Source organism: Vibrio sp. 10N.261.46.A3 (genome assembly GCF_041472995.1).
GTDB classification, from domain to species: domain Bacteria; phylum Pseudomonadota; class Gammaproteobacteria; order Enterobacterales; family Vibrionaceae; genus Vibrio; species Vibrio coralliirubri.
Genome location: NZ_JBFRRH010000027.1, coordinates 58,270 through 75,098, shown reverse-complemented (window position 1 = coordinate 75,098; position 16,829 = coordinate 58,270). Strand labels below are relative to the sequence as shown.

16 protein-coding genes are annotated in these 16,829 nt (G+C 45.2%); 4 read left to right on the top strand and 12 right to left on the bottom strand.

All coding sequences use genetic code 11. From position 1 onward, the window contains the following. Positions 1–153 precede the first annotated feature (153 nt). The gene (gene xni / locus AB4484_RS07720) at positions 154–927 is read left to right on the top strand and encodes a flap endonuclease Xni (RefSeq protein ID WP_372077371.1); all 774 of its coding nucleotides are present in this window, start codon (positions 154–156) and stop codon (positions 925–927) included. 104 nt (positions 928–1,031) lie between these two features. Here xni and AB4484_RS07715 read toward each other — a convergent pair whose 3' ends face one another. From AB4484_RS07715 to pomA, 8 genes are all read right to left on the bottom strand, one after another. Then, positions 1,032–3,062 (bottom strand): TonB-dependent siderophore receptor, encoded by a 2,031-nt coding sequence (locus AB4484_RS07715; protein ID WP_050644929.1) that lies wholly within the window; start codon positions 3,060–3,062, stop codon positions 1,032–1,034. A 440-nt stretch (positions 3,063–3,502) separates the two neighbouring features. After that, entirely contained in the window at positions 3,503–4,594 is a 1,092-nt protein-coding gene (gene rlmM / locus AB4484_RS07710) for a 23S rRNA (cytidine(2498)-2'-O)-methyltransferase RlmM (protein ID WP_017070491.1), read from the bottom strand. Next, positions 4,591–4,989, bottom strand: coding sequence for a DUF423 domain-containing protein (locus tag AB4484_RS07705; RefSeq protein ID WP_372077369.1), 399 nt, complete (start codon positions 4,987–4,989; stop codon positions 4,591–4,593). Before AB4484_RS07705 ends, rlmM begins: the two co-directional genes overlap by 4 nt. Continuing rightward, positions 4,979–5,602 (bottom strand): alpha/beta fold hydrolase, encoded by a 624-nt coding sequence (locus tag AB4484_RS07700; protein ID WP_081229494.1) that lies wholly within the window; start codon positions 5,600–5,602, stop codon positions 4,979–4,981. Before AB4484_RS07700 ends, AB4484_RS07705 begins: the two co-directional genes overlap by 11 nt. Continuing rightward, positions 5,595–6,503 (bottom strand): transcriptional regulator GcvA, encoded by a 909-nt coding sequence (locus AB4484_RS07695; protein ID WP_012604639.1) that lies wholly within the window; start codon positions 6,501–6,503, stop codon positions 5,595–5,597. Before AB4484_RS07695 ends, AB4484_RS07700 begins: the two co-directional genes overlap by 8 nt. Positions 6,504–7,174: 671 nt before the next feature. Then, a complete protein-coding gene (gene thiI / locus AB4484_RS07690) occupies positions 7,175–8,623 on the bottom strand; it encodes a tRNA uracil 4-sulfurtransferase ThiI (RefSeq protein WP_017060776.1) in 1,449 nt (482 codons plus the stop codon). A 316-nt stretch (positions 8,624–8,939) separates the two neighbouring features. Further along, a complete protein-coding gene (locus tag AB4484_RS07685) occupies positions 8,940–9,887 on the bottom strand; it encodes a flagellar motor protein MotB (protein ID WP_372077366.1) in 948 nt (315 codons plus the stop codon). A 12-nt stretch (positions 9,888–9,899) separates the two neighbouring features. Next, complete coding sequence (gene pomA, locus AB4484_RS07680) at positions 9,900–10,664, bottom strand: flagellar motor protein PomA (protein ID WP_017060778.1); 765 nt, start codon at positions 10,662–10,664, stop codon at positions 9,900–9,902. Between the two features lie 298 nt (positions 10,665–10,962). Between pomA and xseB the strand changes: the two genes are divergently transcribed. Genes xseB through dxs form a run of 3 tightly spaced genes read left to right on the top strand, consistent with a single transcriptional unit; the run spans position 10,963 to position 14,015 of the window. Further along, positions 10,963–11,205 (top strand): exodeoxyribonuclease VII small subunit, encoded by a 243-nt coding sequence (gene xseB / locus AB4484_RS07675; protein WP_004734405.1) that lies wholly within the window; start codon positions 10,963–10,965, stop codon positions 11,203–11,205. A gap of 20 nt (positions 11,206–11,225) precedes the next feature. Further along, positions 11,226–12,110: a (2E,6E)-farnesyl diphosphate synthase gene (ispA, locus tag AB4484_RS07670; protein ID WP_048612246.1), complete on the top strand. Its 885-nt coding sequence runs from the start codon at positions 11,226–11,228 to the stop codon at positions 12,108–12,110. Positions 12,111–12,131: 21 nt separating this feature from the next. Next, positions 12,132–14,015 carry a 1-deoxy-D-xylulose-5-phosphate synthase gene (gene dxs, locus AB4484_RS07665; RefSeq protein WP_372077363.1) on the top strand — a complete coding sequence of 628 codons (1,884 nt, stop codon included), beginning with the start codon at positions 12,132–12,134 and terminating at the stop codon, positions 14,013–14,015. A gap of 119 nt (positions 14,016–14,134) precedes the next feature. Here the strand turns inward: dxs and pgpA are convergent, their stop codons facing one another. The 4 genes from pgpA to ribE all read right to left on the bottom strand — a co-directional run bounded on the left by pgpA (position 14,135) and on the right by ribE (position 16,667). Beyond that, on the bottom strand, positions 14,135–14,641 hold the full coding sequence (gene pgpA / locus AB4484_RS07660; protein WP_050619963.1) for a phosphatidylglycerophosphatase A: 507 nt from the start codon (positions 14,639–14,641) through the stop codon (positions 14,135–14,137). After that, entirely contained in the window at positions 14,641–15,615 is a 975-nt protein-coding gene (gene thiL, locus AB4484_RS07655) for a thiamine-phosphate kinase (protein ID WP_050619964.1), read from the bottom strand. The genes pgpA and thiL overlap by 1 nt, the downstream gene beginning before the upstream one ends. A gap of 114 nt (positions 15,616–15,729) precedes the next feature. Next, the gene (nusB, locus tag AB4484_RS07650; RefSeq protein WP_004734399.1) at positions 15,730–16,197 is read right to left on the bottom strand and encodes a transcription antitermination factor NusB; all 468 of its coding nucleotides are present in this window, start codon (positions 16,195–16,197) and stop codon (positions 15,730–15,732) included. After that, the gene (ribE, locus tag AB4484_RS07645; RefSeq protein WP_004741508.1) at positions 16,197–16,667 is read right to left on the bottom strand and encodes a 6,7-dimethyl-8-ribityllumazine synthase; all 471 of its coding nucleotides are present in this window, start codon (positions 16,665–16,667) and stop codon (positions 16,197–16,199) included. The genes nusB and ribE overlap by 1 nt, the downstream gene beginning before the upstream one ends. Positions 16,668–16,829 lie beyond the last annotated feature (162 nt).

Here is a 16,829-nt window from a genome sequence, read left to right as displayed (position 1 = left end):
CATTAACGAGTAACTAAGTGAGTGATAACCAATTGGCAGACATAAAGTTAATCAGGTTATGACGTTTACGTCGCTAACGTTTCAACTCACCAAGTGATACGTTACTATAAGGGGCTAGCAGCCCCTTTTTTATTGCCTATTTAGTGGAAACTTATGTCTATCCATCTTGTTATTATCGATGCCTTAAACCTCATCCGACGCGTGCACTCTGTTCAGCCGGATCCAACCGATATAGCAAGAACCATCACCACCACAACTCGCACTCTCAATAAGATTCTGAATGAATCAAAGCCTACCCACATCATCGCGGTATTTGATCACCATTTACAAGACCGTGGCTGGCGCGCAGATGTGCTTCCTGCTTATAAGCAGAATCGTAAACCGATGCCAGAACCATTGATGAAAGGCCTTGATGCTATTCAACAAGCTTGGTGGGAGTTAGGCATTGATTCACTGCTGTCTGATGGCGATGAAGCGGATGATCTCGTCGCGACACTCGCTAAGAAAGTGGCCGATCACGGAGAAACCGTCACCATCATCTCGACAGACAAAGGGTATTGCCAGCTGCTATCACCCACTCTGCAGATCCGAGATTACTTCCAGCACCGCTGGTTAGATAAACCCTTTATTGAAGCTGAGTTTGGCGTTAAACCTGAACAACTGGCAGATTACTGGGGATTAACAGGCGTAAGCTCTAGCCAAGTACCGGGAATCCCAGGTATCGGGCCAAAAGCAGCCAAAGAGATATTAACCACTTACCCAGATATCGAAGCGGCCTATCAAGCAGAAGATCTACCGAAAAAATATCGTAAGAAGTTCGACGAACACATCGAATCCGCTCGTGTATGTAAGCAAGTATCGGCACTCAAAACCGATATTGATTTAGGGTTCAATCTGCAAGATATTCGCTACGAAGCAAACGCTTAGATCCCTACTCTCTATATACAAAGCTTCTGAAGCAGAAAAGCCTTAGTTCACACTAAGGCTTTTTGTTATTTACGGCTGCCGCCTAAGCGGATTCAGTCGGATGACTAGAAGTTATAAGCGATAGACGCTTTGAAGTTACGACCCGCTTCGTAGCTGGTGTACTTATCTGAGCCCCAAGAAATACCAAAACCAGTATGCTCTGCGTACTTCTTATCAAGCAGGTTGTCGACACCAAGGTTCACTTCTAGATCTTTAGCAAACGTTGGAGTGTAAGCCGCCCAAATGTTATGCGTTGCGAAACCAGCACGTTTAACCTGTTCACCATCTTCGTCCATGTAGTCATTACCCGGTACAAAGCGTGAATCCCAACCAAACACAAACTCACTGTTTAGGCTGTAGTTAAAGCCCGCTTTGAAGTTGTGAATACCTGTTTTACTCATATGGCTCGTTTTGCCATTCTCTAGGTCTTTCTGGTCACCATCAGAGTATGAGTGGTTAGCGTAAACACTTAACGCATCTAGCTCATAGCTCAATACGGTTTCAACACCCCACACTTCAACATCATATTGGTTTGCTAATGTTGAGTTGTTCTTAGTTGGGTGCATCTGGTTATCAAGATTGTAGGTGTAAGCCGTAAAACCTAGGATAGCGTAATCAGCAGCAAGCAGACGTGTCAGCTCGTAATCAAAACCCGCTTCGTAGTTGTTACCCGTCATCGCTTTGGTATCAGACTGGTTAACATCAGGTGCAGCTTTCATCGTCAACGCTTCTGGCAATGATGCACCTTTAAACAGACGACCATAGCCCACACGAAGTTTTAGGTTATCCGTGGTTTGGTATTCACCCTTGAACTTTGGAGACAGCTGATCAAAATCACCATCGTAAACACCACCAAGTTTATGAACGTCGTAACGCAAACCGCTCGTTAAGCGGAAATCGCTGAACTCGTACATGTCTTGTACGTAAAGACCGTAAGCAGTCACAGTGCCGCCGTCCATGCCGTACTTCTTAGTTTGACCTTGTTGCGAACCACTTTGGTACACACCATCGCCAGCATCAATCCATTGTTCAGCCTTGTAACCATCTAGACCGTAGGTCAATTCATGCTGACCAACCCAAGAGATGTTACGAATATCACCACCGATGGTCGTCACGTTGTATTCACGGTCTGGGATAGCAATCGTGCCATCTTTGATCCAGTTGCCGTTCGCGTCTTTGTCCCACGCCGTATCAACAAGCGCATCGCGCTCCATGTACTGGCGGTTGTAGTAAACATTGGTTTTCAGATGTACCAAATCACTGCCCGCATCGTACTCATGTTGCAAAGTTACTGTATCGCGGTTTAGCGAGTGGTAGTTGTGTTCATCATCAGCATACAGTGCACCCGCCTTCTCACCAGACAGCTGACGCTTACCACCATCGTTGTAACGGTTGAAGGTCAATTTAAACTCATTGGCATCATTCGGGATGAAGACAACCTTAGCCAAACCAGACTTAAGCTCGCCTTGCTTAGACGTTACCGCTTCCTGATCAGGAATATGCAGGTCGCCATCTTCTGAGTAATTTGCAATGCCCATGAACTGCAGCTTGTCGTTCACTTTTGCGTACACAGCAACGTTGGTTGCGAAACGCTCGTAAGCCGTTTGGTAACTTGTTTTTACTCGAGCACCAACACTTTCACCCGGTTTAAGCAAATCGCTTGGGTCTTTGGTTTCGTAGCTAAATGAGCCGTTGATCGCGCCCGAACCCGAAAGCGCTGAGTTACCACCCAGTTCAATTTCAGCACGCTTAAGCATCGCAGGGTCAATCGCCTGATCGCCCGAGTGATGGAATAGCTGCCCTTCTTGACGAGCGCCATCAATCGTCACAACGGCAAATTTATCTTCCATACCACGTACATAGACTTTACGAGAGTAACGTGCATTTCCGTCTACCGTCACACTCGGCATGGTGTTCAAAACATCCTTGATGTCTGATGCTTGTTTCTTTTCAAGGGTGTCTGAGTTGATTTCAGTCTGAACAAGTTGATCAAGAGCGGAACCGATAACCACTACGGTTTCTTGTTCGTCGGCAGCAAGTGCTGTAAATGAAGTTAAGGCAACCGTTACGGCCACTGATAGTGCTTTAAGTTTCATATTCTATTTTTATATTTTATAAGTTCGAGTGAGGAGGTGTGAATATTACATAATCTGAATGATAATTCTTATCATTTACATTCTTTACTTACATTCACTTACTTTTAATAAAATAGAATTTGATTAACATGTTCTGGCTGTAAAACTTACTTCGTTTTGCTGCTGAATTATTGAATAAAGCCTTGTTCGAATCACCCCTGAATTAGGTAGCCGTAAGTCTCGTTCACTTACGGCTTTTTTCATCTCAGATAACGGCTAATGTAGGATATTTAGCGATGTTCATGTCAGTTGTATTGATAATAACAACACCAATACCTGATTAATGAATGGGATTTGTGGCGACATATAGCCATAGATTCAACCCAGAGTTTGCTAAACTGCAGATACAAAAAATGCCCCTTAAAGGAGCATTTTTTATCACTGACACACTAACGTAAATATTAGTGCGGTGAGATGTTTGAAAGCGCCTGAATGTGGACCGTGATCTCTTCGCGATCGTGGTAAAGGTGCTTAGCCTGCATCTTGAACTTCACTTTGTTCTCAATAAGGAACACTTTTAGGTTCTCGATATCTTGCAGTACTTCATCGTAACGGCCTTTCATAGGCAGTTTAAGGTTGAACAGTGCTTCTTTCGCCCAGCCTTTGATGATCCACTCACCCATAAGGTGTGCAACACGAGCTGGCTTCTCAACCATGTCACAGATAATCCAAGTTACGTTCTTACGGTCTGGTTCAAACTTAAAGCCATCCACCATGTGGTGCTTAATTTGACCCGTTTCCATTAGGCTGTCTGCCATCATGCCGTTATCAACACAGTGAACGAACATCGAGCGCTTAACCAATTGGTAAGTCCAACCACCTGGACACGCACCTAAATCAACACCCCACATACCTGGAGCCAGACGCTCGTCCCACTCATCACGAGGGATGAATACGTGGAATGCTTCTTCTAGCTTCAATGTAGAACGGCTTGGCGCATCTGATGGGAATTTCAGACGAGGGATACCCATAAAGAACTGTGAATTGTTCGTTGGGTAAGAGTAACCAACAAAACAGTGACCCGGAGCGATGAAGCATAAATGAAGCACAGGCTTCTTAGCGTTATCTTTCGCAGTCATCAGGCCTTTACCACGCATAGCTTGACGCATCGGCACAGTAAACTTACGACAGAACTTCAAAAGCTCTTTTGCTTCGTTAGTGTCTGGCGTTTCAATACGGATATCACCACAACGAGGGAAACCTTCTTTCTCAGAAAGTGCCTCAAGAATTGGAGAAATACGGTCATCGGTTGGCAGGTCTTTAATTTCAACAGCCACTGCTAGCATTTGACGAGCAAAGATCAGTGATTGGAAATCGATCTCTTTGATCAACTTATCCGCTTCACCTGCTTGGTAACATTCAAACAATACAAAACCTGTATTGTTCTTTAGGCGAGGAAAACCAAACACTTCCAGTTGTGTTGCCTTGTCTTGAATTTCGCCAGCACATTCTTTTTCAAAACCAGAGCGACAATAAAGTAGTACGTGTTTCACTGAGTTACCTCTTTTATATTCAAAGCAGCGAAGGAGAAGACTCCCCAACCAATGATAAATAGTAGACCACCAAACGGAGTGATAGGGCCAAACCATTTTATTCCTGTCAGTGCCAAGCCATAAAGGCTGCCACTAAAACAAAGGATGCCGATGATAAAGCAAATTGCCGCAATGAAAAAATATTTTTGTGATTTAGCGCCAAGTTTCATCTGAAGCAGAGCACCACACGCCAATATCGCCAGAGTATGGATAAACTGGTACTGAACACCAGTCTCAAACACACCTAGCAGATACTCAGGTAAAATAGCTTTCAAACCGTGAGCTGCAAAGGCGCCAAGCATCACAGCAATCGCGCCAGAGATGCCAGCAAACGAGAGTAAATACTTACTTCTCATTGAGCACCTCTTTGATAAACGCCGATAACTTCTCAACGGTTAAAGCAATATTCTGCTGTTCGGTGTAACCAGAACTCTTACGCGGCTTAAAGCTGTGGTCGCCATCGGGAATAAATTCAACACGAATAGAATCAGACAGATCAAAATCAGCAAACTCTTCACGCTTACCAAAGGTATCGCGCTCACCTTGTAAAATGAGGCATGGCTTTGCTAACTCAGCCAGATGCTCACCTTTGTATTTCTCGGGTTTACCTGGAGGATGGAAAGGAAAGCCTAAACATGCCATTGCGGCCACCTTATCAACTTCAGACAAATGGCTCGCCATACGCCCTCCCATCGACTTACCACCAATCACAAGCTTATCGGCATCAACCTGCTCAATAATCTCTTGGTAGGCTTCAAGTAGCTTAGGTGCTCTGTCAGGTGGACGACGCTTACCATCTTCAGCACGTTTGATCATGTAAGGGAAGTTGAAACGAATCACTCGTATCCCTTTAAAGGCTAACCCTTTGGCTACCAACTGCATGAACTCATGATCCATGCCTGCGCCAGCGCCATGGGCAAAGATAAAGGTGATCGGATTGTCTTCACCATCAATGATGACGTTATTCATCGAGTAAGTCCTCTTGTTCACTTTGCGCTTTCGCTAGCATCCAATCACGGAAGGTAGCAATACGACCCATGTCGGCTTGTTTCTCATGACAAACCACATAGAAGGCGTTCTTACTCACCAACACTTCATCAAAAGGTGCAATCAAACGACCTGCTTCGATTTCAGGCTGCGCCAATACGTTGTTACCCAGAGCAATGCCCTGTCCGTGAGCCGCTGCCTGCAACACCATGGTTGAGTGACTGAAGATAGGACCGTGATTAACGTTTACCCCATCGATACCATTTTGCTTAGCGAACTGTTTCCAATCCTTTCGAGAAGTATCATGCAATAGCGTATGGCATGCTAAATCACTGAGAGATTCTAATGGTTTTACTCCTAGCAACACGGAAGGTGAGCAAAGAGGGATCAAGTATTCTTGGTAAAGCTTATCGGCTCTGAGCCCAGACCAATTACCTCGGCCATAGTAAATAGCCACGTCTACATCATCGGTTAGCGAGCCTTCATCCATATCAACGGCTTTGATTCTTACATCAATATCAGGCTCTTGCTGATTAAAGTCAGCGAGCCTTGGTACCAACCATTGAATAGCAAAACTCGGTGGTAAACTGATGGTCAATGCGCCCTTCTCACTTCGCTCAAGCACTTTGTCTGTCGCTTCTGCCAGTGATGTGAAAATATCTTTGATATCCAAGAAGTAGCTTTGGCCTTCTTCAGTCAGCAGCAAAGAGCGGTTTCTTCGGCGAAACAGCTTCAAAGATAAGAATTCTTCAAGCGCTTTGATCTGATGGCTGACCGCCGCTTGAGTAACAAACAACTCTTCTGCGGCACGCGTAAAACTCAAGTGTCTAGCTGCTGCTTCAAACACTCTTAGCGAGTTTAATGGGGGTAATCGACGAGACATAGTTACTCTCTAAATAAGCATTAGTTTTTTTTATCTGAAACATTATAATTTGTCCATTGCCTAGCGGCCAGAGAAATTCTATATTTCATCCCGCAGCAGCTAGCCTGAACGGCTTGATTCTCTCTAGAATCAATTGGCTTAGCTCCTGCGATGTTGTGTTTGCAAACTCGTTCTTTTCGAGTTGGGTAGAGTTCTACCAAATGTTTTGTTGCAGTTTATACTGAAACGAGGCATGTACTTCCTGTATTTATTTTGACCTGTCTGTCAAATTTGTTTACACCGCCTTATGGGCGGTGTTTTTTTATGTGCAAAGAAATGTAACAACAAGTTTATCAATAGCTGTGCTAATTAATCTTTATTATTTTTCATCGCCAATCACAGAATCAGACACCCACTCAAATAATCAACTGAACACATACAAATAGCACCATTGAGTTGCACTAAAAAGTAACAGAATACTTCAAGATACTCACACTTCTTCGGTACTTATAAACCCGTTTAGAACTCACTATTTCTATCAATCAAAAATTTCAAAGCTGAGCATGACGATAGCACGCCCAAACTCGCGCCTCTGTCTGACTACTGTAAATCATTCACAAGAGAAAATAAAAAAGCCGCTTACTTTTCAGTAAGCGGCTTTGCAAAATGATTAACGGTTGGTCAATACACCACTACGGGCGGTAAACCTTAACGTTATGGAAGCCTTGCTCTTGTAGGTAAAGTGCCTGTAGACGGCTCATTACACCACGGTCACAGTACAGCAAGTACTCTTTCGCTTGGTCTAGGTCGCCAAACTGAGTCGAAAGCTTGAAGAATGGGATGTGTTTAATTTCAACACCCTCGATCTCTAGTGGGCTTTCGTCTTCTTCTTCTGGGCTACGGATATCAAGAACGATAGCGTGCTCAGCAACAGCTTGAACTTGTTCAACTTCAGGCGCTTGCTCTTGGCTCTCTTTCTCGATGTCACGGATATCCATAACACGAGCGTTCTCGATCACTTGATCCAGTACTTCAAAGTTAAACTTAGCTTCTTCTGCTTCTAGTTTGCCTTTCTTCGCTTTCACTGTTGGCTTCTTAGAGATAACACCACAGTACTCAGGCATTACTTTAGCGAAGTCTTCAGTACCGATGATACGAGAAAGGTCAATGATGTCTTCTTTATCCCAGTTGATAAGCGGACGAAGAATCAAAGTATCTGTCACGTTGTCGATGTGGCGAAGGTTAGTTAGCGTTTGGCTAGAAACCTGACCAAGTGCTTCACCTGTTACTAGAGCTTCAATACCGAAGCGCTCTGCAACCATACCACCAGCGCGCATGAACATACGCTTAAGAACAACGCCCATTTGGCCGTCTTCTACGTTCTCAAGAATTTCAGCAACTACTGGTTCGAAGTCTACAGAAATGAACTTCACCTTTGCAGATGAGCCGTATTTATTCCATAGGTAGTGAGCTACTTGCTTAACGCCAATCTCGTGCGCTGGGCCACCAAGGTTGAAGAAACAGTAGTGAACCTTAGAGCCACGTTTGATGTGCAGGTAGCTTGAAACACCAGAATCAAAACCGCCAGAGATCAAGCTCAGTAGATCTTCTTGAGTACCAAGAGGGAAACCACCTAGGCCTTTGTGGCGAGCTAGAACTTGGTTTAGCTTGTCGTTAGCCACTTCAACCTTAACGGTTACATCAGGGTTCTTAAGTCGAACTTTCGCTGACTCAACTGCTTGGTTTAGACCGCCGCCTACGTAGCGCTCAAGTTCAATAGAGGTAAAGTCATGCTTACCACGACGCTTAGCACGTACAGAGAAAGTCTTGCCTTCAATGTCAGCACGGCTGCGTTCTAGTACTTGCTCGTAAATATCGTGCAAATCTTTGAACTCAGACTGTTGAACTTCAAGAGAGTGGTGAATACCTGGAGTGTGAGTCAGAGCCTCTAACACTTCTGCGTAGTACTGGTCACTCTCAGACGTCACTTCAATATGATCGCGACGGTTGAATACCGCAACACTTTCACAGCGACGTTGAATAACGTTACGAATGTTGCACTCTAGAATCCTTGTGAAGCGCTTACGCACCGATTCACTTTTTACAAAAATTTCCGGATGGGGCTTAACAATAAATTTCATAGTACTTTCACAACATTAATGTTCAAAATTTTGAAAACGCTCATCGCCAAGTAAATTAGAGAATTTACACAGCACTTGAAGCAAGAATAGATCATATCTAAATCTAAGGGCGCGAATTATACATGAGAAAGTGAAGCAAGGAAAAGAGTGCTTGCTGTAACACCATCATTAAACCGCTTGTTATTAACAGTAGCAGGTTTCGAAACGACATAAATACCGCAGAGAACCATTGAAGACCAGCAAACAAAAAGCCCAACCTCATTATAAGGTTGGGCTTTCGATGCTATCTGGATGCTACCGCGTGAGCACGTATAGGCTATTCATTAATAACAGGCACTTCGTCACTGTAAAGCGGCTCACCTTGCATGATGCTGATTTCAACGCGGCGGTTAAGGCTACGTTGCCATTCAGTATCGTTTGGCTCTACTGGCTCGGTATCCGCCATGCCGCGTACTCTCAAGCGTTGATGAGAGAAACCACGCACCTTTTCCATCTCTTGAGCAACAGACACCGCTCGCTGTGATGACAAGTCCCAATTAGAGCGATAGAGCTCGGAATCAAGACGTTGATTATCGGTGTGTCCTGAGATTCGAACGATACCCGGAACATCTTTCACCAACTCAGCAACCTGTCTCACCAAAGGTCGGAACTTAGGCTGTAGGAAAGCAGAACCCGATGGGAATGCACCCTTCTCACGAATTCGAATCACAATCTGCTGGCCAAGATTTTCAACTTCAATCGCGCCTTGGTCTATCTCTCGCTCCAACGCCTTCTTGATGCTTTCCATCAAGATTTCCATCTCTTGCGATTGAGCTTCAGCTTGTTGTTGCTGTTGGTCTGACTCAGAGTTTTGATTGTCGTGAGTCGAGACTTCTGGCGACTTGCCTCCGGTCATCTTGCCTTGGTCACGCATGGTACCGCCAGCACGCTCAGATTCACCTTCATGAAACTCAAGCGTTTGCTGCGTAATATCAATCGTCTGCTGCATGATCACATCAATCGGTGTCGGCTCTGGGCGACCAGGGCGGAACTCTTGTGCAATGATGCTGGTGCCTTTAGGAATGTCTTTAACTTCCAAGCGGTTTTGTACACCAAACGCGAATTTCATCGAGCCAGCGATCTGTTTGAACTTCAGTACGTCCATCTCAGAGAATGAGAGCAGCAATACGAAGAAACACATCAGCAGTGACATCAAGTCAGCAAATGTCCCCATCCATTGAGGCAACCCCGGAGGAGGACATTTACATGGATTTTCTTCATCCATCTTCAACTCCTCTTACGCAGGTTCACCATCAATCGTACGCTTACCTTCGTTTAGGTAGCTCTTCAGGTAACCATCGATTACTCGTGGGTTCTGACCATCTTGAATCGCGAGTACGCCATCCATAACCAAACGACGGTTGAGTGTCTCTTGGTCACGACGCAGCGCAAGCTTGTCAGCAATAGGGAAGAACACCATGTTCGAAAGAATCGCACCGTACAGGGTGGTCAAAAGTGCTACCGCCATCGCAGGGCCGATCGCTTTTGGATCATCCATGTTTGAAAGCATGGCAACCAAACCAACCAAGGTACCAATCATGCCCATCGCAGGGGCAACATCACCGAATGCAGAGAACACTTTCGCCCCCTGTTCGTGACGTTCTGTGGTTAATGCGATGTCTTTTTGCAGTGCAGCGCGTACCACATCACCGTCATGGCCATCTACCAATAGGTCGATGCCCTTTTGCATGAAACTGTTGTTAATTTCCATCTCTTCCAGTGCTAAGAAACCACCTTTACGAGCCGCATCAGCCATCTCTACAACTTTCGCAATAAGATCTTCAGGCTCATCCGCTTTAAACATAAAAGCTTTGCCTGCGATTTTAGTCGCGCCAAAGAACTGTCCCATGGTGAACTTCATTAGAACAACAAAAGTTGAGCCACCAACTACGATCAAAATGGATGTCGTGTCATAGAACATCCCGAGGCTTCCACCTAGGATCATTGCCATAATTACAAAGGCAAATCCACCAATCAAACCTATTAGGGTTGCTAAATCCACTGAGCACTCCTCATGCTTTTTTGTAGCTCTATGTCGACGATAATCTTTGTATCGGCAAGACTATAAGATCTTTTAGTAAATTCTTGGCCTAAGTATCACACTTTTCGTTTTTGAATCCCAACTATTGGCTTACTTTGCTCTTATACGTAGCGCATAAACTCGATAAAACTAAGGTTATTCAAGCAAAGTGCGTTCAAGCCCCTTAAAAACGAACTTTCTAGCAAAATTTCTTGGTTACATTTGACCATCTCAGCGGCCTAGGGTAACGTTCGTTCATCTTTCCAAACGCAGATTTATTATGGCTACTAAGAAACCTGAAAATATGAGCTTTGAAGCAGCAATCGAAGAGCTTGATGGCTTGGTTGATCAACTAGAAAATGGTGATCTAGCTTTAGATGATGCGCTGAAAAAGTTCGAACGAGGCATCTCCCTCGCTCGTGCCGGTCAAAGCAAACTAAACGATGCTGAACAGCGTGTTAGCATCCTACTGCAAAATGATGAAAACGCAGAACTTAGTGACTTTAACCCACAACCAGAATAACGAATTGTATGAGATCCCCTATGATCGAGACTTTATTGTCTTATCAAGCACGTAATAACGAGCAACTGAATCTTTGGCTTGATCGCCTGCCACACCAAAATCAGAACCTGATCAACGCGATGCGTTATGGGTTACTTTTAGGCGGTAAACGCGCGCGTCCATTTCTTGTCTACATTACAGGGGAAATGCTCGGCTGCACCGCTGAAGAACTCGACACTCCAGCATCTGCAATCGAATGTATTCATGCCTATTCTCTGATTCACGACGACCTTCCAGCAATGGACGACGATGAACTGCGTCGTGGCCATCAGACTTGTCACATCAAATACGATGAAGCAACGGCAATTTTAACTGGCGATGCACTACAAACTCTCGCGTTTACTATACTTGCGGAAGGTACATTAAGTGCTGACGGTGAAAGCAATCGCGTTCGAATGATTCAACGCCTAGCTGAAGCCTCTGGTGCACAAGGTATGTGCATTGGACAAGCACTTGATATTGAAGCTGAAAACCGCTCTGTCACGCTAGAAGAGTTAGAAGAAGTTCACCGCAATAAAACGGGCGCGCTAATGAAATGTGCGATTCGTTTAGGTGCGCTTGCTGCTGGTGAAAAAGCGTTTGAAGTGATGCCTCAATTAGACAAGTACGCCGATGCCATTGGATTAGCATTCCAGGTTCAAGATGATATTTTAGATATCACTGGCGATACTGAAACTTTGGGTAAGCCACAGGGTTCTGACCAAGAATTGAACAAAAGCACCTACCCTTCTTTGCTAGGTTTAGAGGGCGCTCAAGAAAAAGCGCAAACTCTGCTACAGGAAGCGCTTCAAGCTTTGGCTGCAATCCCATACAATACCCAGTTACTCGAAGAGTTCGCCCGATACGTCATCGAGCGCAAGAACTAAGACAATAAGCGCGCATTACCTATGACTCTTGATATATCAAAGTACCCAACTCTTGCTTTGGCTGATAAGCCAGAGGATTTGCGTCTACTTCCAAAAGAGACGCTGACACAGCTTTGTGATGAATTACGTACCTATCTTCTTAACTCAGTGAGCCAGTCAAGTGGTCACTTAGCGTCAGGCTTAGGTACAGTAGAGCTGACAGTTGCTCTGCACTATGTGTACAACACGCCTTTTGACCAGTTGGTTTGGGATGTTGGCCATCAAGCATACCCGCACAAAATTCTTACTGGTCGTCGCGACCGCTTGTCAACTATCCGTCAAAAAGATGGACTGCACCCATTCCCATGGCGTCAAGAGAGCGAATACGACACCCTTTCTGTTGGTCACTCTTCAACGTCGATCAGTGCTGCACTTGGTATGGCTATCAGTGCGAAGAAAGAAGGCAAGAACCGTAAAGTCGTGAGTGTGATTGGTGATGGCGCGATTACTGCGGGTATGGCATTTGAAGCTATGAACCACGCGGGCGATATTCACAATGACATGCTGGTTATCCTGAACGATAACGAGATGTCGATCTCTGAAAACGTAGGTGCGCTAAACAACCACCTAGCTCAAGTTCTTTCTGGCAGTCTTTACACGTCAATTCGTGAGGGCGGCAAGAAAGTGCTATCAGGCGTTCCGCCGATTAAAGAGCTGGTTCGTCGTACAGAAGAACATCTAAAAGGCATGGTTGTCCCTGGCACCATGTTCGAAGAGTTAGGCTTTAACTACATTGGCCCAATTGATGGTCACGATGTCAATGAGCTGATTAAAACGCTTAAGAACATGAGAGACCTTAAAGGCCCTCAGTTCCTGCACATCATGACTAAGAAAGGCAAAGGCTACGAGCCAGCTGAGAAAGATCCAATCGGTTACCACGGCGTACCGAAATTCGATCCAGCACACTCAAGTCTGCCTAAGAGCACTAGCTCTAAACCAACTTTCTCTAAGATTTTTGGCGACTTCCTGTGTGATATGGCCGCGCAAGATCCTAAGCTGATGGCGATCACGCCTGCAATGCGTGAAGGCTCTGGCATGGTGCGTTTCTCGAAAGAGTACCCAGAACAATACTTCGATGTAGCGATTGCTGAGCAGCATGCTGTGACGCTAGCAACGGGTATGGCGATTGCAGGTGACAAACCGATTGTCGCTATCTACTCGACGTTCCTACAACGTGGCTACGATCAACTGATCCACGATGTGGCTATCATGGACTTACCGGTCATGTTCGCTATCGACCGTGCTGGCCTTGTCGGCGCTGATGGTCAAACACACCAAGGTGCGTTCGACTTAAGCTTTATGCGTTGTATTCCAAACATGGTGATCATGGCGCCAAGCGACGAGAACGAATGTCGCCAAATGCTTTACACCGGCCACCAGCACACAGGTCCAAGTGCCGTTCGTTACCCTCGCGGTAATGGTATGGGCACTGAGATTCAAAATGAATTTACCGCGCTTGAGATTGGTAAAGGTCGTATCGTTCGCGAAAGCGAAAAAGCAAAAGATGGCTCGAAAGTCGCTATCTTAAGCTTTGGTACTTTCCTTGAGAGTGCACTTCAAGCCGCTGACGCCATCGATGCTACAGTTGCAGATATGCGTTTTGTGAAACCACTCGATGAAGCTCTGATCAAACAACTTGCTGCTGACCACGATGTACTAGTGACTATCGAAGAAAACGCGATTGCAGGTGGTGCGGGCGCGGGTGTGATTGAGTTCTTGATGCAAGAAAAACTACTGATGCCTGTTTTAAACCTTGGCCTACCTGACAAGTTTATTGCTCAAGGTACTCAAGGTGAGCTGCATGAAGAGCTTGGCTTAGATGCGAAAGGTATTGAGAAGTCTATCTCAGACTACCTTGCCAAATAGCTTTCACAAGCAAACAGCATAAGCGACAAAACAAAAAAGGTTGGCCCTAGGGTCAACCTTTTTAGTATCCGATAATTAGTTTGGTGTATCGACTGCGAAACCTTAGCCCTTCAGTTAACTCACACTAACCAACCTGCGAAATGTGCCACGGCATACAACGAAATAGCCGCCATAATACCCGCTACAATATCGTCAATCATGATACCTAAGCCGCCGTGAATTCGCGCATCTAACCAACCAATCGGCCATGGTTTTACCATGTCAAAGAAGCGGAAAAGCACAAAACCAGTCAACAGCCATTTCCAGTCATCGACAGGAATATTCAGCATAGGCACTAAGCTCATGGTGATCCAAAAGCCTGCAAACTCATCCCAAACAATAGAACCGTGGTCATGCACGCCCATATCATCAGACGTTACTTGGCAGATCTTAATACCAATAATGCAGCTTACCACCACCACAGCTACGTAAGCAGGAAACGGTAACTGAACCAACAACAAGTACAACGGAATAGACGCGAGCGTGCCCATTGTGCCGGGAATAATAGGCGATAAGCCACTGCCAAAACCCGTTGCTAAGAAATGCCAAGGGTTTTTAAGAGAAATAAGAGAAAGTGGGTTTGTCATCAATTAACCTTAAAGTGATCGTAACCAGTTAAGTTCCAGCTTAGTGGTTCACCATTATTGTGTAATTCAAAATATTCTACAGGTCTTATCTGGCCAATGCAGGTGACTTTTGTACCAGTGTGTGACAAAGCACTTTCCAACGACCCTTTATTCTCTTCTGGTACAGTAAAGCACAGTTCGTACTCTTCACCACTGGTCAGCGCATATTGCTGAGCTGAAGTGATATCAGGAGCGAACTGACGTAACTCTGGAGAGATAGGCAGCGTGCTTACATCAATACTCGCACCAACTTGAGAACGCTTAAGGATATGTTTTAAATCAGCAATAACGCCATCAGAGATATCAATCGCCGATGAAGCAAGGTTCACAAGCGCCTGACCCGCTAACACTCGTGGAGCGCTCACATAATGTCTCTCTTCAAGCTCAGCAGCATAGGGCTTCGCTCTATTCTGCTCTGGGTTAAGTAACACCTCTAGGCCAGCTTTGCTGTCACCTAGGTTACCTGTTACGTAAATCCAGTCGCCCACTTTCGCGCCATCTCTGCGCAGCGCTCGTCCTTCAGGAACAAAGCCCTGTACCGTCAGTGTCAGGCTTAGTGGGCCTTTGGTGGTGTCACCACCAATTAACTGAATACCAAAGTAGTCTGCGAGTTTAAAAAAGGAGTCACAGAAGGGAGCAAGCCATGCTTCATCCACTTCAGGCATGGTTAAAGCAAAAGAGACCCAAGCAGGCGTCGCGCCCATTGCAGCAAGGTCACTGATATTGGAAGCCAACGCCTTGTGTGCCACCCAAGCCGGATTCGCTTCCGCTAAGAAATGGGTACCAGCCACTAAGGTGTCCGTGCTGATCGCTATCTCAACATTGCCCGGCGCTTTGACTAAAGCACAGTCATCGCCAGCAGCCAGAAGTACGTCTTTACGTTGTGGTTGTCGATTTACAAAATATTTTTCAATCAGGTTAAATTCGCCAGACATCACATGCCCTATCTTTAGTCTCATAAAAATCGCCGTAATCATGGATATTACAGAAATTTAGTTACAAAAAAGGCCAGCATGAAAGCTGACCTTTAGATTCAATATACGAACGTCTTATTTCTTACGAACGTGCGGTGCAGCTTTATCAAGCACACCGTTAACAAACTTATGGCTGTCTTCTGCTGCAAATACTTTTGCAAGCTCGATAGCTTCGTTGATAACCACTTTGTATGGTACATCTTCGCGACGAGTCATCTCGTACATAGCTAAACGTAGAAGCGCTAGTTCCATCAGATCCAGATCTTGCATAGGGCGAGATACGAATGGACGAAGCTTGCTATCAAGTTCCATGTGGCTAAGAGCAACACCAGTTAGTAGGTCGCGGAAGTATGCAACGTCTGTTTCTGGCATAGCAAGAGCAGGCTCTGCAGCATGATGCTCTTCTTCATCATACTTACCACCAGATAAGAACTGTTCTTCAACGGTAGCAATATTTTCTTTAGTAATTTGCCAAGAATAAATTGCTTGTAGAGCAAATTGACGTGCGTTACGACGTGCGGCTGGTTTCACACTGGCCCCCATTAGGAATCGATTTCAGAAAGAACGTTGATCATCTCAAGTGCGCTAAGTGCTGCTTCTGCACCCTTATTACCAGCCTTGGTTCCTGCGCGTTCAATAGCTTGATCGATCGTATCAACAGTAAGAACACCAAACGCTACTGGAAGAGAATATTCCAGAGACACTTGTGCCAAACCTTTATTACATTCACTACAAACATAGTCAAAGTGAGGTGTACCGCCACGAATTACTGTACCAAGAGATACAATCGCATCGAACTTACCTGTTTTTGCAACGCGCTGCGCTACAAGTGGAAGTTCTACTGCACCAGGGCAACGAACAACAGTGATGTTGTCTTCGCTTACTTGTCCATGACGCTTTAAAGTATCGATTGCACCAGAAAGTAAACTTTCGTTAATAAAACTGTTGAAACGAGCAATAACGATAGCAATTTTTGCATTTGGCGCTGGGAAGCCACCCTCGATCACTTTCATAAGCCTTCCTTTAACTATTTTCATCAAGTGAGAATCGCCGGATTCTAGCACAAAACTGTGAGCAATATCTAATGGTAATTTAGAAGAACAGACACCGGCAATGTAAAGATGATAATGCAGCGCTGATCCCAAGCATATAGGAACAGCGAGGAGCCAAGTTTG